Origin of the sequence: Arthrobacter mangrovi (assembly GCF_026011795.1) — a bacterium.
Classification (GTDB): domain Bacteria; phylum Actinomycetota; class Actinomycetes; order Actinomycetales; family Micrococcaceae; genus Crystallibacter; species Crystallibacter mangrovi.
The window spans coordinates 339,117-362,596 of the sequence record NZ_BRVS01000004.1 but is presented as its reverse complement, the minus strand read 5'-3'; the positions used below and the strand labels follow the sequence as shown (position 1 = coordinate 362,596).

The following is a 23,480-nucleotide window of genomic DNA, read 5'->3' as shown; positions in this document are numbered from 1 at the left end:
CGGCGGTGGGGTTGGTGGTTCAGGCTTCGGCTGCTGCGGTTCCGGTCCGGGCTTCGGTTTCGACGACGACGTCGGACGGCTTTTTGTCCGGGCGGAAGCCGCGCCAGACCGGGTGGCGCAGCTTGCCGGCCTCCGTCCGTTCGCTGAACTGCACCTCGCCCACCAGCGCGGGCCGGACCCAGTGCGCGTCGGCCGCGTCGGCGGAGGGAACGCCGGCCAGCGGCGGTGTCTTGCGGGCCATCTTCTTCAGCCGCGCCCCCACGGCGGCCAGGTCCCGCTCGGTCAGGCCCGAACCGACCCGCCCGAGGTAGCGCAGCTCCGGCCCGTCCGGGACCGCCACGAGCAGCGAGCCTATCTTGCGCTCCCTGCTGCCCTTGCCCGGCCGCCAGCCGACGATCACCACTTCCTGGGTTGTCTGGTGCTTGATCTTGATCCAACTCCTCGAACGTGCCCCGTCCGTGTACGTGCTGTCCACCCGTTTGGCGATAACACCCTCCAGGCCAAGCTCCTTGCTGGTGGCGACGGCCTGCGCCAGGGTGAGGTCCATGTCCGGCGGAACGTGCACGTGCCCGCCGGCTTCAACGGCCTTCGCGAGGATCTCCCGGCGCTGGCAGTACTCGAGGCGCAGCAGCGAGTGCCCGTCCAGATGCAGCAGGTCGAACAGCATCAGGTGTACCGGAGTGCTCTTGGCGGCCTGGTCGATCTCCCGCTTCTTCGTGAGGTTCATGCGGGTCTGCAGCAGGCCGAAATCCGGGCGGCCGGCCTTGTTCAGCGCCACGATCTCGCCGTCCAGCACCGCCGTCGAGGCGTGCACCGAGTCCGGCAGGTCGGCGAGCTCGGGGTAACCCGACGTGAGGTCATTGCCGTTGCGGCTGATGAGGCGGACGCCGTTGTCCTCGATGATCGCGATCGCCCGGATGCCGTCCCACTTCATCTCGAACGCCCACTCGTCCTCGTCGGTGATGTCCGCGCCGCCGCCCTGGGTGGCCAGCATCGGCTTCACAAACTGCGGCTCGGCGTCCTTCGCCAGGTCGTCGTCCTGCCGCTCGTGCGGCGTCCCCTTGCGGTAGGAGCCCGGCGTCTGGTCCTTCATCAGGTGCATCAGCCAGTTGTTTTCGCCGCGCTCCCCGCCGGTATGGATCAGCGCATAGCGCCGCGGCCCCGCCGGTCCGCCGTCCCGGCTGAGCCCGCCGTCCTCGCGCCCGTGCAGGATGACGATGATTTCCTTGCCGTCCCGCCATTTCTCCAGGTCGTAGGTGCCCGCGTCCCAGATGGTGACCTCGCCGGCCCCGTACTCGCCCTTGGGAATCGTGCCCTCGAAGCCGCCGTATTCCAGCGGGTGGTCCTCGGTCTGCACCGCGAGGTGGTTCTTGCCCGCGCCCGGCGGAGGCCCCTTCGGCACCGCCCAGGACACCAGGACGCCCTCGCGCTCGAGCCGGAAGTCGTAGTGCAGCCGCCTGGCGTGGTGCTCCTGGATCACGAAGGTGTTGCCGGCCCGGTCCACCGGGCTGGCCTGTGGCACCGGCTCGGGAGTGAGCGACGCATCCCGCATGGAGCGGTACTTGCTCAACCGGTCCGCTGCCGGCCCCGCACCGCCGTCGTCCCCCTCCCCTGCTGCAGCGTCCCGGGCCTCCTCCAGCGACTCCTCATCCACCGTGCCGGAACCCATCCCGGTCAGCACATCGCCCAACTCCGCCACCCGGTCCAGCACCTGGCGGTAGTCCAGGTGGCCGAGGTCCGGGTCCTCCAGCTCCTCCCAGGTCCGCGGCGCCGCGACCATGGGATGCAGCCGGCCACGCAGCGAATACGGGGTGATAGTCGTCTTGTTCCAGTGGTTCTGGCTCCAGTCGAGCAGCACGCGTCCCTGCCGCAGCGCCTTTTTCATGTCGCTGACCACCAGGTCCTTGTGGTCCGCCTCCAGCATGCGCGCCAGTTCATGCGCGACGTCGGACACCTCCTCGGAGGTCTGCCTTCCGTCGAGCGCTGCGTAGAGATGGATGCCCTTCGAACCGCTGGTCACCGGCCGCGGGTCCAGCCCCATGTCCTCCAGGATCCTGCGGACCATCCGGGCCACTTCGGCGCACTCGGCCAGGCCGGCGCCCTCGCCCGGGTCCAGGTCCAGCACCATCCGGTCCGGATTGTTCCGCTTGCCGCGCGGGCCGAATTTCCACTGCGGCACATGGATCTCCAGCGCGCTGATCTGGGCCAGCCAGGTCAGCGTGGCCAGGTCATTGACCATCGGGTAGACGTTCGTGCCGCTCTTGTGCTCGATCGCGTGCCGCTTGATCCACGAGGGAGCCGAGTCCTCCAGGTTCTTCTGGAAGAACACCTCGCCCGGTTTGGCGGCCGTGCCGACGCCCTCGACCCAGCGCTTGCGCGTGACCGGACGGTTGGCTGCGTGCGGAATCAGGTACGGCGCGATGCTTGAGTAGTAGGACAGGACGTCCGCCTTGGTGGTGCCCGTTTCGGGGTAGATGACCTTGTCCAGGCTGGTCAGCCTCAGGCGGTGCCCCTCCACCTCGACGATCTGCCGCTGGGCACTGCTTGTCCTGGCCATAGGCTTAGTCTTGCCAATTAGCGGCCCGATAGCTAGTAATTGCCAGCATGCTTGGTGTTGACTGGACCCATGCGAGCCATCTGGAAAGGGGCCGTGGCCTTCGGGCTGGTCAACGTCCCGGTCAAGCTGTACAGCGCCACCGAAGACCATGACGTCAAGCTCCACCAGGTCCATGAGAAAGACGGCGGACGGATCCGCTACCAGCGCCGCTGTGAGGTCTGCGGGAAAGTCGTGGAGTTCAAGGACATCGACAAGGCCTTCGACGACGGCGAACGCACGGTCGTGCTCACGGACGAGGACCTGGCCTCGCTGCCGGTGGAGAAGAACCGGGAAATCGACGTCGTGGAGTTCGTCCCGAGCGACCAGATCGACCCGATCATGTTCGACCGCAGCTACTACCTGGAGCCCGACTCGAAGTCCACCAAGGCCTACGTGCTGCTGCGCAAGACGCTCGAGGACACGGACCGGACGGCCGTGGTGAAGTTTGCGCTGCGGCAGAAGACCCGGCTCGCGGCGCTGCGGGTGCGCGGGGACGTGCTGATGCTGCAGACACTGCTCTGGGAGGACGAGGTCCGCGAGGCCAGCTTCCCCTCGCTGGAGGAGACCGTGCGGATCTCGGCGAAGGAGCGCGAGATGTCGGCCGCGTTGGTGGAGTCCTTCTCCAGCGACTTCAAGCCCGACGAATTCACGGACGAATACCAGGAACAGCTCCGCACGCTGATCGAGGCCAAGATCGAACAGGGCGAGTCGCTGGACACCGAGGCCACGTTCGGCGAGGAAGGCGAGGAAGAGGGCGGCAAGGTCCTGGACCTGATGGAGGCGCTGCGGCGCAGCGTGGAGAAGAACCGCGAGGGCAAGAAGCCCGCGGCAGCGAAGGAGGAGGCGGAGTCCAAGGCCAAACCGGCATCCAAGACGTCCGGGAGGAAGACCGCCGCGAAGAAGGATGAGGACGAAGAGGCCGCGCCGAAGCGCCCCCGGGCCAAGGCCAGCAAGGGCGCCTGAGCCAGCCTACTGGCGGTAGCCCTCCACCTCGTCGACCGGGCGGACGCGGGCCTCCTCCGGATCGTCGCCGGCCTTCCGTTTTGCGCGGCGCTGGCGCAGCAGGTCCCAGGACTGGTCCAGCTGTTCCTCGAGCCGGGCCAGGTCGGCTGCCCGTGCCTCGGCCTGTTCGCTGTCCTCCGCGCCGATCTCGCGCAGCCGCTGCTCCTGCTGGATCAGGTCTTCGATCCGGCGGTGGATATCGTCGTCCATGTTGGGCCTCCTGCTCGCTGTGGCTTGCTGGCTCGGTTATCAGGCTACTGAGCCTCGCCGCTGGCGGCCAGCAGTTTTTCCACCTCCGCCTCGCCGAGTACGGGCTGGCGGTATTCGTCGCTGAGGATGGTCCGCATTGCGTCGGCGTATTCTTCGTTGGTGGAGGCCATCGCGTCCGCCGCGTACACCACGCGGAAGTTGTTCGCGAAGGCGTCGGCCGCCGTCTGGGCCACGCAGTTGTGGGTCGCCACCCCCGCCAGGACCAGCCGGCCCGCCCCGAAATTCCGCAGCCGCAGCAGCAGGTCCGTGCCCATGAAGGCGCTGTCCCGGGTCTTCACCATACGCGGCAGGCCCTCGTACCTCAGGCCGTCGACGAACTCGGCCTGCTCGCTGCCCGAGAAGATGAAGCCCTGGTCGTCGTCGAGCATGCTCAGCGTCCAGGTGGATTTGTCCCGCTCGTGCTCGGTGCAGACCAGCAGCACCGGCACGTCGTTGGCGGCGGCCGCGGCGACCAGCCGGTTGCAGGCAGCCACCACCTCGTCCTGCCTGCTGCGGAGAGCCTCCGCCTCGAAATAGGCCTTCTGCATGTCGATGACCAGTACGGCCGTCCCGGAGCTGTCCATGGATCCTCCCAAGGTTGCCAACCATTTGGAAGCAAGCTTAGCTATCCCTTGACGGCCCGCGTCCAACAAGGTGGGGTGGGAGTTGACCGTGCAGGAAAGGACAAGTGGATGAAATCGCTCTGGCTGGATACCGCGCCCGCCATTCCCGCCGATTCCTTCGAGCCGGGTGCCGAGTACGACACCGTCATCGTCGGCGCCGGTCTCACGGGCCTGGCCACCGGCGTCCTGCTCTCGCGCGCCGGCCAGCGCGTCGCCGTCCTCGAAGCGCGCAGCACCGGGGCGGTGACCACCGGAAATACGACGGCGAAGGTCTCGCTGCTGCAGGGCCGCCAGCTCTCCCGGATCACCGCGCACCACGGTGCCGGCACCGCCCGGGCCTACGTGGAGGCGCAGCGCGAGGGCCAGGCATGGCTGCTGCGGTTCTGCGAGGAGCACAACATCGCCTACGACCGGCGCGACGCGTTCACCTACGCGGCCACCGGGCAGGGCGTCGCCGACCTGCGCGCCGAACTGCAGGCGGCCACCGACGCCGGGCTCGGCGGTGAGTACGTCGAAGCAGCGCCCGAACTGCCCTTCCCCGTCGCAGGGGCACTCCGCCTCGCGGACCAGGCCCAGCTGCACCCGATGGAACTGCTCGCCGGGCTGGCCGCCGAGCTGCGCGAACGCGGCGGAGTGCTGATCGAGCGGGTCCGTGCCACGAACGTTTCGGTCACCAGGGACGCCACCGGATCCCGCCGCGCCGAGGGCGGGCAGGCCGGCCGCAGGCTGACCGTGCACAGCGCGGCCGGCCAGGTCACCGCGGATCACGTGGTGCTCGCCACCGGGACGCCGATCCTGAACCGCGGCGGGCATTTCAGCGTCCTCAAGCCGCAGCGTTCCTATGCCGCCGCATTCAACGTGCCCGGCGGCATTCCGTCCGGCATGTACCTCTCCATCGACGCCCCCACCCGCAGCCTCCGCACGGCCGCGCACGCCGGGCGGCAAGTGCTCATTGTCGGCGGCAACGGGCACAGCGTCGGCCGGCAGCAGCACACCAAAGGCAACCTCGAGGACCTCGTTCGCTGGACCCGCGACCAGTTCCCCGGCGCCGAACTGACGCACAGCTGGTCCGCGCAGGACTACGAGCCCGCCGCGGCGGTCCCCTACGTGGGCCGGCTGTCCTTCGTCGAGGACCGGATCCTGGTAGCAACCGGCTTCAACAAGTGGGGCCTGACCAATGCGGCGGCCGCGGCGCTGGCCCTGTCCTCCACCCTGCTCGGCGGCTCGAAGCCCTGGGCCACGCAGCTCTACAAGGCAGGAATCGCGGCCCAGGACGCGCTCTCCACGGTCCAGACCAACGCCGAGGTCGGCCTGGAACTGGTCTCCGGCTGGCTCGGCGGACTGGCGCGCACCTCCCAGACGGCCCCGCCCGAGGGCCAGGGCACCGTGGTGCGCGGGAACGCGCGGCCCGTCGGGGTGAGCACCGTGGACGGGACCACCCGCCGGGTCAGCGGCATCTGCACCCACTTGGGCGGCGTGCTGAACTGGAACGACGCGGAGTGCAGCTGGGACTGCCCGCTGCACGGCTCCCGCTTCGCGCCGGACGGCACAGTACTGGAGGGACCGGCGACCCGGGACCTTGAGGCGAAATAGCGCGGTGACCCCGGCGGCCGCCCTCGCCGCGGCCCTGGCACTGGGCGGCTGCGCCACCACGGAAGGCGGCGTCAATGGCACGCTGGGCCGGGCCTTGGAGCAGACGTCCTCGGCCGCCGCTACGGCCGAACTCGCCCTCGACGTCCACCTCCGGGACCGGAGCATCAAAGGATTGACGGACTCGGCCCTGCAGAATGCCCTGAAGGAGACCACGGACGCAGCGACCACCATCGCCGAGGCCGAGCCGAAGAACCGCAAGGAGGCCGAAGACCGTGCCGCGGCGAGGGACCTCGCGTTTACCGCCGACGCCCTGCTGAACCAGGCCCAGGACCTAATCCAAGCGGATGACCGGGGCGCACAGACGGCAGCCGTCACCGCGGAACCCGGGCGGCTGACGGCACGCCTTGACGCAGCGGCGAAGGAGTGGCTGCCGTGAAACGCATCCTAGGTCGCGTCCGCCGCTCCCCGGGACGCTGGCCGAGGCGCGGCTGGAAGGCTTCATCGTCAGCCCGCACAGCGGGACGTCCTTCATGGGCAACGAACGTTCCAGGGTGACCGCGCCGTGGCCGCTCGCCCAGCTGCTGAGATGGCGGCACCGCGGCGCATTCCTGGTGGCGTGGGAAGACGTCGAGCGGATCGACCGGCGCCGGGTTGTACTCCGCCCGGGCTTCCGGCGGCGCAGCCCCATGCTGCCCTGAGCGCCATCCAAACTTCGCTCCCTGTTCACTGCCTGTTAACGCTAGGCTCAAGGTGATGGCACGCAAAAAAATCCGCCCGATCTTCCTCGCCGCCGCCCTGCTCGCACTGCCGCTCGCGGGCTGCGGCTCCGACTATCCGCTCGGGGCCGAACAGGAGGCCGCCGCGCAGCATGGCTCCAATCTGGAAGGCACGCTGTCCGGCGCCGGCTCTTCCGCACAGAACGCCGCCATGGACGCCTGGCGCGCGGAATTCGCCCTGCTGAACCCCAAGGTCCAGATGCAGTATTCGCCTGACGGGTCGGGCGCCGGACGCACGGCTTTCCTGGCCGGGGCGGTGGACTTTGCCGGATCGGACGCCTACCTGGACGACGAAGAAATGGAACTCGCCAAAGACGTCTGCGGGCCCGGCGGCGCCTACAACGTTCCTGCCTACGTTTCGCCGATCGCGGTCGGCTTCAACCTTCCCGGCATCACCGAGCTGAACCTGGATGCGGCGACCATCGCGCAGATCTTCAAGGGCGAGATCGCCACCTGGAGCGATCCGGCCATCGCCCGCCAGAACCCCGGCGTGGACCTGCCGGACCTGCCCGTCTCCCCCGTCACCCGCGGCGACGACTCGGGCACCACCGAGAACTTCACCGAGTACCTGCATGCCGTGGCTCCCAAGGCGTGGACCGCCGATCCTTCCGATTCCTTCCCCGCGGAATACGTCGGCGAAAACGCCCAGGGCAATGCCGGCGTCGTCAGCATGGTCGCACGCACCAAGGGCGCCGTGACCTACGCCGACGACTCCGCCGTCGGACCCCCGCTGGGCAAGGTGAACCTCAAGGTCGGCGACGACTACGTGCCGGTCACCGCGGAAGCCGCAGCCAAGGCGCTGGATCAGTCGAAGCCCGTCGAGGGCCGGCCCGAGGGCGACCTGGCGCTGGAACTGAACCGGACCACGACGGCGGCGGGAGCCTACCCGCTCCTGCTCGTCTCGTACCACGTGTACTGCAGCAGCTACGAGGACGCACACAGGGTCGAACTCGCCAAGACTTTCGCCAAATACGTGTTGAGCCAGGAAGGCCAAGCCGCGGCCGCCGAGTCCGCCAAGTCCGCGCCCCTGTCGGAGCGCCTCTCGGCACAGGCGATCGAGACGGTGGACCGGATCAGCGTCCGGTAGCTCCGCCTTCCGGCTCCCCCGCCGCCTCCGGAACCGAGCCGGCGCCGCGGGCCCGGGCGGCATCCGCGGCCCGGTGGCGCGGGGTAGCCTCGCCCATCTCGCCATGACCGCCCGGCTGGTCCTTGGCCGCCGCCGGGTCCTGCATGGGAATGTCCGGCAGTTCCGTGACGCCCGGCGGGAAGCCGCCGCCGGCGGTGCCGCCGAAGTAATCGTGGCTGCCGAGGCCGTGCTCCGGAACCCCGTGGTGGGTGAGCGTGCCGCCGGACTCGGCAAAGTTTTTGAAGCGCCAGAGTTCGTTGCGGACCTCCCGGTGGTCCGACCCCATGCGGTGGCCGGCCTTCTGCACCACGGACCCGGGCTGCCAGTCGATCGACGCGGACATCCGGGTATTCCCGTTGTCGATGGGAGTGAAGACCATCACGCCGCTGTGCGGCATGTCCCCAGTCCCCTCCCAGGCCACGCGTTTGCCCGGATCGTCCGAGGTAATGCGCGTGTCGAATTCGCGGCGCCGGCCCGCAATCTTGACCACCCAGTGGTGGGCCCCGTCGCCGGTGCGGATCACCCGCTCGACACTGCGCATGAACAGGCTGAAGGCTTCAAAATGCATCCACTGGCCGTACGCGTCATCCGCGCCGAGCGTTACGTCGATGGTCTCTTCGATGCGTGCCATGGGAATCCCTCCACTGACGATAAATCAACGGTACCCAGCACCGGCACGCGCGGCAATGGTCCGGCCGCGGCTCAGGCCCCGCCGACCTCCGGCTCGTTGTCCGGGTCGTTCAAGGTGCCGCCCGGGACGTCCTGGGCCGGTGCGGCGCCGTCGGGCTTGTCCGACTTCGCGGCCGGATCCTCGATCGGCAGGTCATCCTGGCCGCTGGCGCCGGGCGGGAAGCCGCCGGCCCCCGTTCCGCCGTAGTAGTCCGTGCTGCCGTTTTCGTCCTTCGCCTTGCCGCGGCCGCCCGCGTCCGGTTCGCCTTCGCCCCTGTGCCGCATGTCCTGGCTTCCTTTCGTTGTCTTTCAGGCTTCGCGTTTCGTCCCACCGTACGCAACCAGCCACGCACCGGCAACGGAATCCGAAGGTGCCGGCCGTTTCCGCAGCTTAAAGTACGACGGCGGACGGTTCCCTTCGCTGCGGGAGGGAACCGTCCGCCGTCGTCACTTGCCTTGCACGCTACGCGCCTGGCGCGAGGGGTGCGGGCCTAGTTCGAGGGCAGGACGAACGCGGCGTCGACGTTGATGGTGACCTTGTCTCCGACCAGCACGCCGCCGGCCTCCAGTGCCGCATTCCAGGTGATGCCGAACTGCTTGCGGGAGATCTGGGTGGTGGCGGAGAAGCCGGCGCGGGTGGCACCGAACGGGTCCACGGCCATGCCGCCGAACTCGACGTCGAAGACCACGGGCAGGGTGGTGTCCTTGATGGTCAGGTCGCCGGTCAGCTTGAACTCTTCCGGAGTGCCCTCGACGCCGCTGGCTTTGAAGGTCATGTTCGGGTACTGCTCGACGTCGAAGAAGTCCGCGCCCTTGACGTGGGCGTCGCGGTTGTCATCGTTGGAGTCGAAGGACGCGGTCTTCACCACGGCCTGCACGGACGAACCTTCGAGCGTCTCGCCGACCACGAGGGTGCCCTCGGCCTCGGTGAACTGGCCGCGTACCTTGCTGATGCCGGCGTGGCGGACGGTGAAGCCGACCTCGCTGTGGGCCAGGTCCAGGTTCCAGGTTCCGGGGGTGAGTTCGATGGCCATGAGTGCCTCCTAGGGTTGCTTATCCGACAGCATTTTTCATGCGTTCGTATATAACTTTAGCGGCGCATTAGTTGATGCGTCAACATAATATGCATCACACTACGTCCATCGCAATACTCCCGCCCGATCATGGAGCAGAGGCGACGGACAGGCTACTTCCCCGTGAACTCCGGCTTTTCCTTGGCAAGGAAGGCCCGCGTGCCGATCCTGGCGTCCTCGGTCCCGAAGGCGCCGGCGAAGGCATCGCGCTCCAGCTTCAGGCCTTCGGCGGTCGGCAGGGCAGCGACGGCATCCACCGTCCGCTTGGCGCTGGCAACGGCTGCCGGCGACTTGGCGGCGATTTCCGCACCGGTGGCGGCAGCCGCCTCCAGCATCTCCTCACGGGTGTCGAAGACCTGGTTGACCAGGCCGATTTCGAGGGCGCGCGCTGCGTCGATGGCGCGGCCGCTGTAGATCAGCTCCTTGGCCCGGGCCGGACCCACCAGCTGCGGCAGGCGGACCGTTCCGCCGAAGCCCGGAATCAGGCCGAGGTTGACCTCCGGCTGGCCGAACTTGGCGTTCGCCGTCGCGTAGATGAAGTCGCATGCCATCGCCAGTTCAAGTCCGCCGCCGAGGGCGAAGCCGTTGACGCAGGCGATCACCGGCATCGGCAGCTGCTCGAGCGCCCGCGTCACCTCCAGCATCGCGCCGCTGTAGCCAGCGGCCTGCTCCCCGGTCATGTCCGCCAGTTCGCGGATGTCCGCACCGGCGGCGAAAGCCTTCCCGCCCGAGCCCGTGAGCAGCACGCAGCGGATGCCGGCAGCCTCCGGCGACCGCAGCTCCTCCACCAGCTCGGCCAGCTCGGCCACCACCCTGCTGCTCAGCGCATTCATGGCCTCCGGCCGCTCCAGCGTGACGGTAGCCAGCGCCTCGGCCCGCTCGATCTTCAGTGTCTCGTACTGCTGCATGCGGTCCTGCCCTCTTTCGTCCGGTTGGTACGTCTTGAACTACGCCTGCGACTGGAGCAGCCGCACCGTGTCGGCCACCTGCTGCTGCCCGCCGGCCACGTGCCAGCGGTATCCCTTGACCTGCACGACGGCGGTGTCCCCGCCGGCCGCTTCCACCAGGGCCTTGCCGGGGAGCCAGTCCCATTCCGGCAGCCCCTGCTGCAGCCAGACCCCGAAGATGCCCGCGGACGTGGCGGCGAGCTCGCAGGAGGCGGAGCCCCAGGTGCGGTAGGTGGCCGCCCCGAGCACGGCTGCGAGGTACGGCTCCGCGGCGTTCCCGTCCCTCAGGTAGGTGTGGTGCAGGTAGGCGGCGGCGCAGCTCTGGTCCAGCGGGGCGCTGGCCTGGACTGACGCCGGGACCCCGTTGCGCGTGGTCGGACGGTCCTGCCCGCCCAGCCAGAGGGCGTCCTCCGCGGGGTGGTACACGGCACCCAGCTGCACCCCGCCGTCGTCCTTGAGGGCCAGTGCAGCGCACCAGTACGTCGCCCCGGTGAAGAAGTTGTAGGTTCCGTCCACCGGATCGATCACCCAGGTCCGGCCGGACGTGCCGGTGTACTCGGACCCCTCCTCGCCGAAGATGCTGTCCTGGGGCCGCACCCGGCGCAGGGTGTCCACCACCAGCTTCTCGGCTGCCATGTCCGCCGCCGTCACCACGTCGGAGATGCTCGTCTTCTCCTCGAACGTCGTCACGTCGGAGCGCATCCGGGCGGCCAGCCGGGCGGCGGAGCGCACCAGCCAGGCGGCCAGCTCGGCATCGTCAAGGTGGTCAGGGTTCTGCGGCAGCGTCATGGCACCAGCCTAACCGCGGCCGGTCACCGTCCGTGACGCTTGGGGCGCCGGCCCTTCGGCGGCTGCCCGCCCTTGGGGCTTTTGCCCTTCGCCCCCTGGCCGCCCTTGCCGCCGCTCTTGGGGGTACCCCTGGTGCCGCCCTTGGCGCCCGCCGTGCCGCCATGCCCGCCGGCCGCTCCGGCTCCCTTCCGGCCCCGGGAGTCCTTCTTCGCCTCGGCCTCGCGGCGCACGGACGGCTGGCGCGAGCTGTTGGCCGTGCGTCCGCGCACCACCCCGATGAATTCCTCGATGACGTCGTCGGTCCGCTCGGTGAGCCAGGCGAGGCCGACCTTCGTTTCCGGGTAGCCGGCAACGATCCGGCTGATGACGTCCTTGCGGCTGTAGTGCCGGGCCACCGCCATCGGCAGGACCATGACTCCGGCCCCGGAAGCCACCACTTCCACCCCCGTCCTGGCTCCGCCCATCTCCGCCGGATCCAGCACCGTGAACGCGGCCAGCTCGGCGGCCGGGACCTCCTCGTCATAGAGCTCAAGCTCGTGTTCCTTCGGCGCCACCACCACCGGCCGCTCGGTGTACAGCGGGATCAGGCTCAGTTCCTCGCGGCCCGCGGGCGGCTCGGCGTCCGCAGCCTGCCGGATGAAGCACATGTCCGCCCGGCCGTCGCGCAGGACCTGCAGCTGCTCGTCCTCGCCGCAGGCCAGCACGCGCAGGGGGACGTCCGGCATGCGCTCCGCCCAGCGGCGGGTCCACTTGTCCGGAATGACACCGGGGACCAAGCCGATGGTCAGTGTCCGCTGCCCGGGGGTGTCCGTGTCCATGCGTTCCTCTCGGCTGCGCGCCCATCGGGGGCCCGGTCCTTCAATAGATTAGCCGAGGGCGGCTACGCTGGTCCCATGACAAGCGCGCGACCGTCCCAGACCATGAAACCCGCAACAGCAGCCAAGAAGCTGGGTATCTACCTGCCGGCAGCGCCGCAGGAATTCCAGGACAACCCCGTCTCGCGCGAGGAATTCGACCAGCTCCAGGCCAACCCGCCGCAGTGGCTGCAGGACCTGCGGCGCAACGGGCCGCACCCCCGGCCGGAGGTCGCCCGGAAGCTGAACGTCTCCATCGGCGGCCTCGCGCGCGGCGGCATCACGGATCCGCTAACGACGGCGGAGATCACCGCGCTGCTGCAGGATCCGCCCCAGTGGCTGGTCGCCGAGCGCGCGTCCTTCGCCGCCGTCCGCGCCGAGGAGCAGCGGCTCAAGCAGCGCACCGACATCCGGCCGAGCTAGGGCTCCGCGAAGCCAGGTCGGCGGAACCGGCGCGGAGCCGGCGCGGAGCCGGCCGGCCGCGTCAGTCCTGGTGCAGCTGGACCAGGTTGCCGCAGCCGTCGTCGAACACCGCGGACAGGATGCCCGAGGGGTCCGGCTGCGGCTCGGCGGTGAACTTCACGCCCCTGGCGACCAACCGCTCATACTCTGCCTGCACGTCCGGCACCCCGAAGACGATGGTGGGCATGCCGGCGTCGTACACGCCCTTCATGTACGCCTCGCCGAGCGGATTGTCGCTCGGTTCCAGCAGCAGGCCGGTCCCCTGCCCCTCCTCGGGCGACTTCACGATGTAGAGGAAGTACTGGGGCATCGCGACGAGCTCCTCGAAGCCCAGCACCTCGGTGTAGAACTTGAACGCTTCCGCCGGGTCTTTCACATGGATGCTGCACATTTTGATCCGCATTGTGCGAGCCTACCGCGGACCCGCGTCCAACCGGAGTAGCGCCGTATAAAGCCGGAGAAAAACGAAGGGTCCCGGTCCGAAGACGGGGACCCTTCGTGTCGCATCCGGGACCCTTCGTGTCGCATCCGGGACCGGCGGCCGGCCTGGCCTCCGTCCGCCGGTCCCGTCCGGCTAGCCTGCCTGGCCCTCGGCGGCCCTGCGCACAGTAAACGGCAGGACCAGCCGGGACTGGTGGGCCGCGTCGCGGTAGATCTTATGGGTGACGGGCCGGCCGACGGGAAGGTGGAAGGCGTCCGGCGGCAGCAGGGCGTTGTGCTCGTCGGCCAGCGGCTCCGCGTTCGACAGTTCGACCGTCAGCTTGTGGCCCGGCCTGAACGTGTTGGCGAACGGATAGAGGCGGAGCACGTACTCCTCGATCTGCCCGGGCTCCACCGGGACCGCCCGGGTGTGCGGGTGGTACGGATTGTGTTCGGTTGTGCGGTCGTCGAGCTCGCGGTGCGAGGCCTTCAGGTAGCCGCTGGTGATGAGCTGGCGCTTGCCGTTGGGGGCGTAGTCCCACAACCGCAGGATGAAGTTGGTGTCCGGCTGGTCGATCTCGGCGAAGATATGGGCGGCACCGGCGCCGATCATCTCGGTGTCCTCCTCGAACGGCGCGGTGCTCCAGCTGATGATCTCCACCTTGTCGGTCACCGTCAGCGGCGCCTGGTAGAAGCCGTCCGGGGCGGCATATTCGGAACCCATCGGCTCCGGTTCGGTCGAGAGCTTGTGGCGCGGACGCAGGTAGAGGGAGGTGTATTCGACGTCCTTCGGCGGCCACTGGTCCGCGGTGATGATCTCGCGGGAGCCCTCGACGAAGACGCTTACGGCCGGCTCGTCCATGACACCGTTGTCGATGCCCTTGAGCCAGTAGTCGTACCAGCGGAACATCTTGTCGTGTTCCTCGATGAAGGGGCGGGACTGCATCGGCGGGTAGGGGCCGACGGTCAGCTTCTTGGGGCCCTTCAGCGCGTTGTACAGCTCAATGGTCCCGTCCAGCGTCCAGCCGCGGCCCTGGTCGAGCTGCAGCCAGACCGGGATGTCGATGTTCGGGGCCAGCGTGATGGGGTTCCGTTCCTCGTACCATTCCCCGTCCAGCTCGTTCATGACGATGTCGAACCAGGCCTCATGGTTCTTGGGGTAGTTCAGCACGTGCACGAGGTTCGGCCAGGCGGCGACGTCCGGGTCCTGGAGGCGCTTCCCGACGAGCGTCTTCAGCTCCTCGGGAGAGTACTTTTCGATCATGCGGGACTTGACGTTGTCGGTGAACGCCCACCCGGAGTCGCCGCCACGGCCCTCGCGGGCGGCACGCGGCATGAACCACATGACGCCGCCGTGATAGGTCGTCTCATAGAAGTCGTAGTGTCCGCCCGAAACGAAGATCGCCTTCAAGTGCGGGGGGCGTTCGGCCGCAGCCAGCACCTGCATTGAACCGAAGTAGGAAATGCCAACCATGCCGACATTGCCGTCGCACCACGGCTGCGCCGCAACCCACTCGATGAAGTCGTAGGCATCCTGGCCAAGGGAAACACCGCCGGCGTTGTAGTTGCCGATGTGCTCGCCGCCGGACGCGCCGGAGCCGCGCAGATCGCCGATGACGTGGACGTAGTCCTCCCTGACGATGCGGGCGATGTCCCCGGCCTCGATGCAGCCGTCCCACATCGGGCTGGGACGGCGCTGCGGCGGAGTGGTGAGCGCCAGCGCCTGCAGTTCCTTACCGTAGGGGCTCAACGCGACCAGCGCGGGACGCGGTTTGTCTTCGAGGCCCTGGTAGGTGTCCGCGGCGAGCTCAACGCCGTCCCGCATCGGAATCCGCAGGTCCTTGCGGATGGCGATCTTCTCCGCGCCCGCATTCCACGTCGTGAAATCAGTCATGAGTGTGCAGCTCCTTAGCAAACGTTGAGGGTCCCGCCTGCGCAACGAGTGATCCGGGCGTGACTCCAGCATATTATTATAATAAAGTCAGCGGTTGCAAGGGTGGAGGCCGTTGCGATCAGCTCGCGGCACTGAGAGGCTCGGAGGGACATGCCCCCTCCCCCGCCCTGCCGCCGACCATCCGACCCGGAAAGGGTCCCGGAGCCGAGGAGAGAACGATGACGCAAGAAGTGCAGGTCCATCCGCTGGTGTCGCCTTGGGGCCGCTTCGGCCTCTACAGCTTCTTCATCGACGCGCCCGAGCCAGCCATCGTGGACACCGGAGTCACCTCCTCTCCCGCCGAGGGCATGGCACCGGCCCTCGAAGAGTTCGGCCGCAGCATCGAAGACGTGCGCTGGATCCTGCTGACCCACGGCCACATCGACCACCTCGGCGGCGCCCGGGCCCTGTGGGAGCTCACCGGTCGGCGCGCGCAGGTGGTGATCCACCAGGCCGACGCGCCCCTGCTGCGCTCCCGCCGCGCCCACGTGGACCAGTACCTCTCGGTGCGGCAGCAGTACCTGCAGGACCCCGAGGCCGAGGCCAAGCAGACCGGCATGGCCCAACAGGCCATCTCGGGCGAAATGGAGCCCACCCTGCTGGTCAAGGGCGGCGAGACCCTCTCCCTCGGCGGGGACGTCTCCGTGTCGGTGCGCCACATCCCGGGCCACACCGCCGGATCCGTGGCCTACGTCATCGACGGGCAGGACGACGTCTTCGTGGGGGACGCGGTCCAGGCCCACGGCGCCGCCAACGGCTTCCCCGGTTATGAAGACCCGGCAGCCTACCGCTCGAGCCTGGAATACCTGCGGGACGAAGTCCGGCCGAACCGCCTGCTCCTGGGCCACCCGTACCGCGGCCCGGACGGAGCGCCCTACGAGATCGGCCTGGACCGGGACGGCGCCCGCCAGGCCCTGCAGCAGAGCATCGACCTCGAAGCCCGCATCGCCGACGCCGCCCGCCGCTGCCTGAAGGAAGGCCTGCAGGACACGGACTCCCCCTACTCCCCGTTCGCCCATGTGGCAGAGGAGCTCGGCTACACCGGCGACCCTACGCTGGAGCCTTCCCCGTTCTTCACCAGCCTGCACGGCTACCGGCAGCGGTTCGAAGCGGGGCACTAACCCTCGCAGGCCACGGCTTCCCGGCTCCCGGCCCGAGGAACTCCGGCAATAACGACGGCGGCGCGCACCTTCCTCAGGTGCGCGCCGACGGTTGTGGTGCCGCAAGGCGGACACGTAACGATGAAGTGCGGTTAAGGCACGACGGCGGCACGAGCCCGGAGGACTCGTGCCGCCGCAGTGGGGGTTGGGGAGGGGCTCCCCGGTGGGCTCAGCTCCGGTTCAGGAACTCGCCCGTCTCCTCGAAGGCCCGGTAGAACTCCGGAATCCAGGAGAAGTTTTGGACGAAGCCGTGGTTGGCCCCCGCATAGCGGCTGACCTTCGCGTTGACGCCGGCGTCCTTCAGCCGCTGCCCGTACAGTTCTCCCTCGTCGCGCAGCGGGTCGAACTCCGCCGTGATGACCAAGGCCCGGGGCAGCCCGGAGAGGTCCTCGCGCTTGATCGGAGAGACGCGCGGGTCCGCCGGATCCGCGCCGCTGTCGATGTAGAAAGCGTTGAACGGCTTCAGGCCGGCCGTCTCCAGGCCGTAGCCTTCCGCATTCCCGCGCAGCGAGGCGTACCGGTCGACGTCGAAGTCCAGGTCCAGCGAGGGGTAGAAGAGGATCTGGTGCGTGATCCGGTCGAACCCGTCGTCGTGGGCCATGGCAGCGACGGCGGCTGCGAAGGTGCCGCCCGAGCTATCACCCGCGATGGCGAGGTTCTGCCCGTCCCAGCCCAGGCTCCCGCCCTGATCCGCGGCCCAGCGGACCACTGAGTAGCAGTCGTCCAGGCCGGCGGGGAAGGCGCTCTCCGGCGCCAGCCGGAAGCCAACGGAGATGACCTTGTAGCCCGTCTCCTTGGCCAGCGACCGTGCGACATGGTCGTGGGTGTCCAGGCTGCCGAGGAAAAAAGCTCCGCCATGGAAGTACACCAGCACTCCGTAGGCATCCGCCTCGGCCGGCGTGTAGATCCGTACCGGCACGTCGCCGGAGCGCGTCGCAGCCATGGCGTCCTCCACTGCATACAGCGGAACCCGGTCCTCCAGCGGCGGGACCTGCGCCACCTCGCCGGCGCGCACCGCCTCCGGGTCCAGGGGCGAGCCATCGGGCGCCGGGAGGGTGCTGAGGACCTTGGCAATTTCGGGATGGATCGGCACGGCGTTACGCCTCCTGGCGGGCAGTGGGGCTCTGGGACGCGGGCTTCTGGCCGGGGAAGACATCGTTGACCTCGTCTTCGCTCCAGCCCTGGCGCGAGATGCGCTGCAGTTCGTCAGTCACCGGTTTGCGGGTTGCCTGGAAGAGGGCCAGTGCCTCCTTGACGGAGCCGGCCTCGGCAAGGGCGTCGGCGAGGGCGCCTGCATCCTCGATGGCCGAGTTAGCGCCCTGGCCCTGGTGGTGCAGCATCGAGTGGGCCGCATCGCCCATGATGACGACGGAGTCCGTGTGCCAGTTGTCGACCGGGTCGATGTCCCAGACCGAGCGAATGGTAACTGCCTTCACGTCAAGGCCGCGGGTGATCTCCACAATCCGATCGTCGAAGCCGGCGACGGTTGCGACCATGTCCTCAGAAGAAATGGCGGGAGCCCAGGCGCCGTCCGGGTTCAGCGCGGTGATGTCGAAGGACAACTGGTTGCGGTGGCGCAGCGGCAGCAGGTAGACCTTCGTGCCCCTGCCGATGTACATCCGGAGGTTGTCATCGCCGACCATGCCCTGCGCGTCGTCCATGGAGATGACCGCGCGGTAGGCATGCTCGCCCGAGAACACGGGTTCCTTCCCGCTGAACAGCTGCTTGCGAACGGTGGACCTGATGCCGTCGGCACCGACCACAAGATCCGCCTCGACGGTCTTGCCGTTGGCGAAGGTCAGGACGGAGGTCGCACCCTTGTCCTCGATCTTCTCCAGCTTGTGGTCGAGCTGCACCATGCCCTCGGGGAGCACACCGGTCAACGCCGCGATGAAGTCCCCGCGGTGGATCAGGTAGGTCTGCTTCTCCGTGCCCGCCTCCGGCCAGGTGTCCTTCATGATCGGCTCACCGGTGGCGGTCAGGATCTCGAAGAAGTCGCTCGGCGAGCTCACCTTCGCGATGGCGTCGAAAACCCCCCACTGGCGGAACCGGGCCATGGTCGCCGGACGCAGGCCGATGCCCGCCCCGACCTCGCCCAGCGCGGGCGCCTGCTCGTACACCGTGACGTCCGCACCCAGGAGGCTCAGGGCCTTGGCAGCTGCGGCGCCGCCGTAGCCTGCGCCGACGATCGCGATCTTCAGGTTCTCGATTTCAGAAGCCTTCATTGTCCATTCTCTTTTCTTGCCCCGGGCTGTGCCCGGAGAAACGTGGGTGTGTGGTGGCTCGTGGGCGCGGTCAGTTGCGGATCGACAGGAAGTCGGCGGCGTTCTCGACGAAGATCTTGTTGATCGTCGCCTCGTCCACGCCGTTGGCTCGCAGGTCCGGGATGAGCACTTCGAAGATGTAGTTCACGGTGTGGCCCTTGACGCCGGGCCAGCCCAGCGGGCTGCAGTTGGCGTCGGCCGAGGCGAGCACCTTGTCGGCATGGCCGCCCTGGACGAAGCGGAGGAAGTGCTCCATGCGGTCCTTCCGGGGGCGGGCCCAGAACGGCGGGTCCGGCAGTTCGGTTTCGTAGCCGAAGGTGTCGAAGCCCAGCCGGCCGCCTTGCTCGATGATCCAGGTGTCCGGGGTGCTCTCCGCGTTCACGCCGTCGTCCACGTGCCCGAAGAGCACCCGGTCCAGCGGGAGTCCTTCTTCATTGAAAATGTCGATGGCCGGCCGTGCATCGATGGCCAGGTGGGTCAGGATCGGCACCCCTGTGGCGACGGCGGCGCGGGCAGCGGCGCGGTAGATGCGCTTGTCCAGTTCCGTCATGCGCCCGCCGCGGCTCACGCCGACCTTGATGACGCCGGCCTTGCTGCCGGTGTCGCCGATGCCGACGGTGATCTCGTGGATGAAGTGGCGTGCCAGGTAGTCGACGGATGCCCGCGCGAAGTGCGGCAGGGCCGTGTCGCCGCCGACGAAGCCGGTGCAGGCCACGATGTGCACTCCGGTCTTGCGGGAGAGCGACTTGTAGTAGTCGATGTCGCGGCCGTTGCAGATGCCGGTGGCGTCGACGAACGTGCCGCCGCCGTTCTCATGGAACTTCCGCAGCTTCGGCACGGTCTCCTCGTACCGTTCCTCCGGTGTCTTCCACCACTTGGTATCCAGTTCGGAGCCCGGCATGCCATAGCCGATGTGCTCATGGATGGCAACGAGGCCGAGTTCCTCCGCTGAGATCGGTCCCAGCACTGTGTTGATTCTCGACAAGAGATTCACCTCAAAAAAGTTTGAAAAGGATGTGTGGGCGTGGCTGGTCTCAACGCAGGGTCAACAGGTCGCGGGGGTTGTCCACGAGGATCCGCCGCGCATCCTCGTCGGAGAGCCCCTGCAACTTCGCGAACGGGACGAACTTCGAGACGACGTAGCTGAACGGCAGGTCGTAGTCCGGCTGGCCCTTGGCCACCCCGATCGCGTTGCTCGAGAGCAGGATGCGGCTTCCGTGGCCGGCCTTAACCAGGTCCAGGACCAGTGCGGCACGCTCACGGTCGGTGAGGTAAGCGTCGTCGTCGTCCAGTCCCACATGGTCCAGCGCCACGAAGGCGCCCCGCTGCGCGACCTCGAGCGGTGCGCCGGCGGCCGCCGCGTCCCTGCGGTCGAGTCCGCCGACGACGATCCGGTGGGCCGGCAGTTGCTCGTCCAGGACCACGCCCAGATCTCCCAGTGCGTCCTTGCCGTAGCGGATGGAGACCGGGACACCCGTGTTCAACGCGGTCCGGGCGGCCCCGCGGAAGAGGCTCTCGTCCGTGGCGGTCATGCCCTCCGACGTCGCGGTGCTGGCCACGAGGCCGGCAGCACCCCGGCGCTCGACACGCGGAACCACCATGCCCTCGGTGACCTCCTTGGTGAAGAGGTCGGCGAACTTTTCGGCGGGCCACGGCGTCGGCGGGTTGGTCTGCGGCGTCAGGAAGTAGCCGCCGAGCATCTCCTCCGGGCCCATGCCGGTGGAAGCGACGATGTGCACTCCGGTCGAGCGCGAGAGTGCTTCGTACAGGTTCACGTCGCGGCCGTGGAACATGCCGGTGCTGTCCACGATGGTCCCGCCGCCGTGGGCGCGGAAGTCGCGCAGCTTGCCGGCCAGGACCTCGAAGATTTCCGCGCGATCCATGCTGATGTCATACGCGTGCTCCGCGCCGGGCACCACCGAAAGGAGGGCCTCATGGACCGCTACTACACCCAGTTCATCGGCGGGGACGGGCCCTAGGACCGTATTGACGGTGGGAGTGGAAGTTGTTGTATCCGTCATTGGCACAACCTTTCGTCTGCGCGGCGTACACGTCGCCGCGCGGTGGAAGGATCATGCACCGCGACCTCTGGATTGATTCCTCGCCGAACTCGGTGCAGGCAGTGGTAATCGAAGGATGCGAAACTCCATGGAGCTGATGGATGAGCCGCAGCCCGCCATCAAATGTGACTCCGATTACCTGTCCACTAGGTTTACACGGTGTTGCGCGAAAGTCAAGAGTGTCCGGAGGCCCCCACAGGTGCCGCAATTAGTCCAGAAAAAGGTCGACGCCGGGCCGGGGTTCAGCGGCTGGTGGTGAACCGGTATTTGAAGTCTTCGGCCCGGTGGACCGCGGAACGCCAGCCGGCGGGTCGGCCCCCGGTCGTAAAGAAAATGGTCTCGATGACCAGCAGCGGGCTCCCCTCGCTTACACCGAAGGTTGCCGCGCGGTCAGCTGTCGCCGCCGTCGCCCAGGCTTCATGCTCGGCGCGGTCGAGCGTTATGCCGAACCGCCGCTCCAGCAGCTTGAAGGCCGAGCCTTCGTCTTCCAGTTCCTCGGCCGTGGGGGCGAAATCTTCGGGAGCGCGCATATACACACTGGCCTCAAGCAGCGGTTCGTCCGCAACCGAGATCAGTCGGGTGAAATGCAGCAGCCTCTCCCCCTCCTCGAGCCCCAGGCGGTCTCCGATCGCGGCGGGCGCTTCCACCCGTTCAATGCCGAAAACCCTCGATGCCGGATGCAGCCCGCTCTCGGAGAGGTATTCATACAGGGCACCCGGCTGCACGTCGGCGGGACGCCGCACTCGGGTGCCTGTGACGGGAAACGTCCCCTTGCCTTGTTTCCGGTAAACGTATCCTTCGCTGGCGAGCTCCTGCAGCGCCTGCCGGATAGGCGCACGGCTGACCGCGAAACGGTCGAGGAGCTGTACCTCGGTCATCGGTTTCCCGGGATCCGCAGTCCCGTCGGCGACTTCCCTGCGCAGAATCTCCTTGATCTGGCGATACAGAGGTACGCCCGACGAGGGGTCGAGCTCGCCATATGCCATGAATCTTCCGTCCTCCAGGTCGGTCCGCCGGGTTCTGCCCTGCAGGCAGTTAACCATGGAACCGGCGGGGCCCGGGACAACAAAAAACCGGCCACCCCATCGGGGTGGCCGGTTTTCATCGCACTTCGGGACCATCAATCGTCCCGGTAGTGCGCGAGGGGGGATTTGAACCCCCACGCCCTTTCGGACACTGGCACCTGAAGCCAGCGCGTCTGCCGTTCCGCCACTCGCGCAGATTTCTTACCGAAGAGTTTCCGTAAGAACAGCGAGATCAATACTAGGCGAAACCCGCCGGAATTCCCAAATCGGGCCACCGGGCCGGCGATTACCCCTCTTCGGGGACCGGTCGCCACAGACGGGTGCGGCGCAGTCCGCAGGCGCGTGCCCGACTAAACCCGCAGGTCGGAAGCTGGTGCGGCGGTCCGAATACAACCATCGCCCGCCAGGGCCTCGGTGCCGCCGGCCCGGCGGGCCCGCCATCCCCGGCCTCTCGTCCGGGCCTGGAATCGCCACGTGACCTTGCGCACAGGCAGGCACTTTTTTCGGACCGCGGCTCGTTGCCGGTTAAGGCCATTTGGATGAGTCGCAAGTAGTATCGGTTTTGGAGCACGTCGCAGCGGCGTGCCCCGCGGCCCATGCCGCGCCGGATCGACGACGGAGAGGAGGCAACTCTAGTGGGCTTACTGGACAACGTGGAACGTGGCATCGAAAAGATGGTCCGCGGCGCCTTCTCCGTGGGTGGCAAGAACCAGGTCCAGCCGGTGGAAATCGCCAGCCGGCTGCGCCGGGAACTGGACAACCACTCGATCACGCTGGCCCAAGGACGCACCCTCGCTCCTAACGTCTTCGACATCAGGCTCAGCGGATCCGACTATTCGATTGCGCAGCAGTGGGGCGCTACCTTGGCGGAAGAGCTCTGCGACGTGGTTATCAATCACGTCAATAGCCAGAAGTACACACTGCAGGGGCCGGTGCGCGTCTCGTTCAACGAAGACGAAAGCCTCAAGTCCGGCGACTTCGAGATCGACTCATCCGTGGAGAAGTCCGGCTCGGCCCCCCAGCAGCAGCAACGTCCGGCGGGTCCGCCGGCACCAGCCCGCCAGCCGACCCGGCTCCAGCCGGTACTGGAAATCAACGGCCAGCGCTATTCCCTCAACGCCCCTTCGGTTGTACTGGGACGGTCCTCGGAGGCAGACATCCTGATTGACGACACCGGCGTCTCGCGCCGCCACCTGGAAATCCGCACCTCGGGCGGCTCGGCCGTCGCCGTCGACCTTGGCTCGACGAACGGCAGCTTCGTCAACGGCCAGCGCATAGGACAGCCCGAGGAACTCTCCGACGGAACCGTTATCACCATGGGCCGTACCCGGATCACTTTCCGGCTGCTGCCGGCGGGGAGCGGCGGACACTGATGCTCAGCGACCTTGCCGTCACCGCCCTGCGTTTTGGATTCCTGATCCTGCTCTGGATCCTGATCATCAGCATTGTTTCAGCACTGCGCCGCGACCTGATGATCGGCCAAAAGGTCAAGACCGGACAGCCCAGCGCCCGCGAGGTGCGCAAGAATCCCGAGCTCGCCGCCCAGCAGCCGAGCCCGCCGAAAGTGCAGGCGCATCGCCTGTCCGTGATCGAGGGTCCGCTGGCCGGCAGCGAACTGCCGCTGGCCGCCAGCCCCATCCTGTTGGGCCGCGCCCAAGAGGCCACGCTGGTCCTCGAGGACGACTATGCCTCGGGCCGGCATGCGCGGTTGTTCCCGCAAGGCAGCCGCTGGTTCATCGAAGATCTTGGTTCCACCAACGGAACCTTCCTGGGGGATACACAGCTAACTCGTGCACTGCCTGTGGAACCCGGTGTACCTATCCGGATCGGCAAGACGGTCATTGAATTGAGGCCGTAGC

25 protein-coding genes and 1 tRNA gene are annotated in these 23,480 nt (G+C 67.9%); 9 read left to right on the top strand and 17 right to left on the bottom strand.

Going from position 1 to position 23,480, the window contains the following annotated elements; translation table 11 throughout:
• Positions 1-19 precede the first annotated feature (19 nt).
• Positions 20-2,557: an ATP-dependent DNA ligase gene (locus tag AHIS1636_RS05740; RefSeq protein ID WP_264794849.1), complete on the bottom strand. Its 2,538-nt coding sequence runs from the start codon at positions 2,555-2,557 to the stop codon at positions 20-22.
• Positions 2,558-2,626: 69 nt separating this feature from the next.
• Between AHIS1636_RS05740 and ku the strand changes: the two genes are divergently transcribed.
• Positions 2,627-3,559: a non-homologous end joining protein Ku gene (ku, locus tag AHIS1636_RS05735; protein ID WP_264794848.1), complete on the top strand. Its 933-nt coding sequence runs from the start codon at positions 2,627-2,629 to the stop codon at positions 3,557-3,559.
• Positions 3,560-3,565: 6 nt separating this feature from the next.
• Here the strand turns inward: ku and AHIS1636_RS05730 are convergent, their stop codons facing one another.
• Complete coding sequence (locus AHIS1636_RS05730) at positions 3,566-3,808, bottom strand: DUF2630 family protein (RefSeq protein ID WP_264794847.1); 243 nt, start codon at positions 3,806-3,808, stop codon at positions 3,566-3,568.
• A 44-nt stretch (positions 3,809-3,852) separates the two neighbouring features.
• Complete coding sequence (locus AHIS1636_RS05725) at positions 3,853-4,431, bottom strand: cysteine hydrolase family protein (protein ID WP_264794846.1); 579 nt, start codon at positions 4,429-4,431, stop codon at positions 3,853-3,855.
• A 108-nt stretch (positions 4,432-4,539) separates the two neighbouring features.
• Here AHIS1636_RS05725 and AHIS1636_RS05720 point away from each other — a divergent pair, with 108 nt between their 5' ends.
• The 4 genes from AHIS1636_RS05720 (at position 4,540) to pstS (ending at position 7,926) form a co-directional block, all read left to right on the top strand.
• Positions 4,540-6,063, top strand: a complete 1,524-nt coding sequence (locus tag AHIS1636_RS05720) for an FAD-dependent oxidoreductase (protein ID WP_264794845.1) — start codon at positions 4,540-4,542, stop codon at positions 6,061-6,063.
• A gap of 4 nt (positions 6,064-6,067) precedes the next feature.
• On the top strand, positions 6,068-6,499 hold the full coding sequence (locus AHIS1636_RS05715) for a hypothetical protein (protein WP_264794844.1): 432 nt from the start codon (positions 6,068-6,070) through the stop codon (positions 6,497-6,499).
• 94 nt (positions 6,500-6,593) lie between these two features.
• Complete coding sequence (locus AHIS1636_RS05710) at positions 6,594-6,761, top strand: hypothetical protein (RefSeq protein ID WP_264794843.1); 168 nt, start codon at positions 6,594-6,596, stop codon at positions 6,759-6,761.
• A gap of 55 nt (positions 6,762-6,816) precedes the next feature.
• Positions 6,817-7,926 carry a phosphate ABC transporter substrate-binding protein PstS gene (pstS, locus tag AHIS1636_RS05705; protein ID WP_264794842.1) on the top strand — a complete coding sequence of 370 codons (1,110 nt, stop codon included), beginning with the start codon at positions 6,817-6,819 and terminating at the stop codon, positions 7,924-7,926.
• On the opposite strand, the gene AHIS1636_RS05700 is transcribed toward pstS, so the two are convergent.
• From AHIS1636_RS05700 to AHIS1636_RS05675, 6 genes are all read right to left on the bottom strand, one after another.
• Positions 7,913-8,596, bottom strand: coding sequence for an SRPBCC family protein (locus tag AHIS1636_RS05700; protein WP_264794841.1), 684 nt, complete (start codon positions 8,594-8,596; stop codon positions 7,913-7,915). The genes pstS and AHIS1636_RS05700 overlap by 14 nt on opposite strands.
• Positions 8,597-8,667: 71 nt before the next feature.
• Positions 8,668-8,919: a hypothetical protein gene (locus tag AHIS1636_RS05695; RefSeq protein WP_264794840.1), complete on the bottom strand. Its 252-nt coding sequence runs from the start codon at positions 8,917-8,919 to the stop codon at positions 8,668-8,670.
• Positions 8,920-9,125: 206 nt separating this feature from the next.
• Positions 9,126-9,668 carry a YceI family protein gene (locus AHIS1636_RS05690; RefSeq protein ID WP_264794839.1) on the bottom strand — a complete coding sequence of 181 codons (543 nt, stop codon included), beginning with the start codon at positions 9,666-9,668 and terminating at the stop codon, positions 9,126-9,128.
• Between the two features lie 152 nt (positions 9,669-9,820).
• Entirely contained in the window at positions 9,821-10,615 is a 795-nt protein-coding gene (locus tag AHIS1636_RS05685) for an enoyl-CoA hydratase/isomerase family protein (RefSeq protein WP_264794838.1), read from the bottom strand.
• 39 nt (positions 10,616-10,654) lie between these two features.
• Positions 10,655-11,443 carry an inositol monophosphatase family protein gene (locus tag AHIS1636_RS05680; protein WP_264794837.1) on the bottom strand — a complete coding sequence of 263 codons (789 nt, stop codon included), beginning with the start codon at positions 11,441-11,443 and terminating at the stop codon, positions 10,655-10,657.
• Positions 11,444-11,466: 23 nt separating this feature from the next.
• On the bottom strand, positions 11,467-12,261 hold the full coding sequence (locus AHIS1636_RS05675) for a LysR family transcriptional regulator substrate-binding protein (RefSeq protein ID WP_264794836.1): 795 nt from the start codon (positions 12,259-12,261) through the stop codon (positions 11,467-11,469).
• Positions 12,262-12,336: 75 nt separating this feature from the next.
• Here AHIS1636_RS05675 and AHIS1636_RS05670 point away from each other — a divergent pair, with 75 nt between their 5' ends.
• The gene (locus AHIS1636_RS05670; RefSeq protein WP_264794835.1) at positions 12,337-12,720 is read left to right on the top strand and encodes a DUF5997 family protein; all 384 of its coding nucleotides are present in this window, start codon (positions 12,337-12,339) and stop codon (positions 12,718-12,720) included.
• Between the two features lie 61 nt (positions 12,721-12,781).
• Here AHIS1636_RS05670 and AHIS1636_RS05665 read toward each other — a convergent pair whose 3' ends face one another.
• Positions 12,782-13,162 carry a VOC family protein gene (locus tag AHIS1636_RS05665; RefSeq protein ID WP_264794834.1) on the bottom strand — a complete coding sequence of 127 codons (381 nt, stop codon included), beginning with the start codon at positions 13,160-13,162 and terminating at the stop codon, positions 12,782-12,784.
• Between the two features lie 171 nt (positions 13,163-13,333).
• The gene (locus tag AHIS1636_RS05660; protein WP_264794833.1) at positions 13,334-15,073 is read right to left on the bottom strand and encodes a CocE/NonD family hydrolase; all 1,740 of its coding nucleotides are present in this window, start codon (positions 15,071-15,073) and stop codon (positions 13,334-13,336) included.
• Positions 15,074-15,291: 218 nt separating this feature from the next.
• Between AHIS1636_RS05660 and AHIS1636_RS05655 the strand changes: the two genes are divergently transcribed.
• Positions 15,292-16,233 (top strand): MBL fold metallo-hydrolase, encoded by a 942-nt coding sequence (locus AHIS1636_RS05655; protein WP_264794832.1) that lies wholly within the window; start codon positions 15,292-15,294, stop codon positions 16,231-16,233.
• A gap of 208 nt (positions 16,234-16,441) precedes the next feature.
• Here the strand turns inward: AHIS1636_RS05655 and AHIS1636_RS05650 are convergent, their stop codons facing one another.
• The 6 genes from AHIS1636_RS05650 to AHIS1636_RS05625 form a co-directional block, all read right to left on the bottom strand.
• On the bottom strand, positions 16,442-17,365 hold the full coding sequence (locus AHIS1636_RS05650; protein WP_264794831.1) for an alpha/beta hydrolase: 924 nt from the start codon (positions 17,363-17,365) through the stop codon (positions 16,442-16,444).
• Between the two features lie 4 nt (positions 17,366-17,369).
• Positions 17,370-18,497 (bottom strand): FAD-dependent oxidoreductase, encoded by a 1,128-nt coding sequence (locus tag AHIS1636_RS05645; RefSeq protein ID WP_264794830.1) that lies wholly within the window; start codon positions 18,495-18,497, stop codon positions 17,370-17,372.
• 70 nt (positions 18,498-18,567) lie between these two features.
• Complete coding sequence (locus AHIS1636_RS05640) at positions 18,568-19,530, bottom strand: phosphotriesterase family protein (protein WP_264794829.1); 963 nt, start codon at positions 19,528-19,530, stop codon at positions 18,568-18,570.
• Between the two features lie 40 nt (positions 19,531-19,570).
• A complete protein-coding gene (locus tag AHIS1636_RS05635; protein ID WP_264794828.1) occupies positions 19,571-20,557 on the bottom strand; it encodes a phosphotriesterase family protein in 987 nt (328 codons plus the stop codon).
• A 281-nt stretch (positions 20,558-20,838) separates the two neighbouring features.
• A complete protein-coding gene (locus AHIS1636_RS05630) occupies positions 20,839-21,582 on the bottom strand; it encodes a GntR family transcriptional regulator (RefSeq protein ID WP_264794827.1) in 744 nt (247 codons plus the stop codon).
• Between the two features lie 150 nt (positions 21,583-21,732).
• Positions 21,733-21,815: transfer RNA gene (locus tag AHIS1636_RS05625), tRNA-Leu, on the bottom strand.
• Positions 21,816-22,256: 441 nt separating this feature from the next.
• Here AHIS1636_RS05625 and AHIS1636_RS05620 point away from each other — a divergent pair.
• The gene (locus AHIS1636_RS05620) at positions 22,257-22,994 is read left to right on the top strand and encodes an FHA domain-containing protein (protein WP_264794826.1); all 738 of its coding nucleotides are present in this window, start codon (positions 22,257-22,259) and stop codon (positions 22,992-22,994) included.
• Positions 22,994-23,479, top strand: a complete 486-nt coding sequence (locus AHIS1636_RS05615) for an FHA domain-containing protein FhaB/FipA (protein WP_264794825.1) — start codon at positions 22,994-22,996, stop codon at positions 23,477-23,479. Before AHIS1636_RS05620 ends, AHIS1636_RS05615 begins: the two co-directional genes overlap by 1 nt.
• Position 23,480 lies beyond the last annotated feature (1 nt).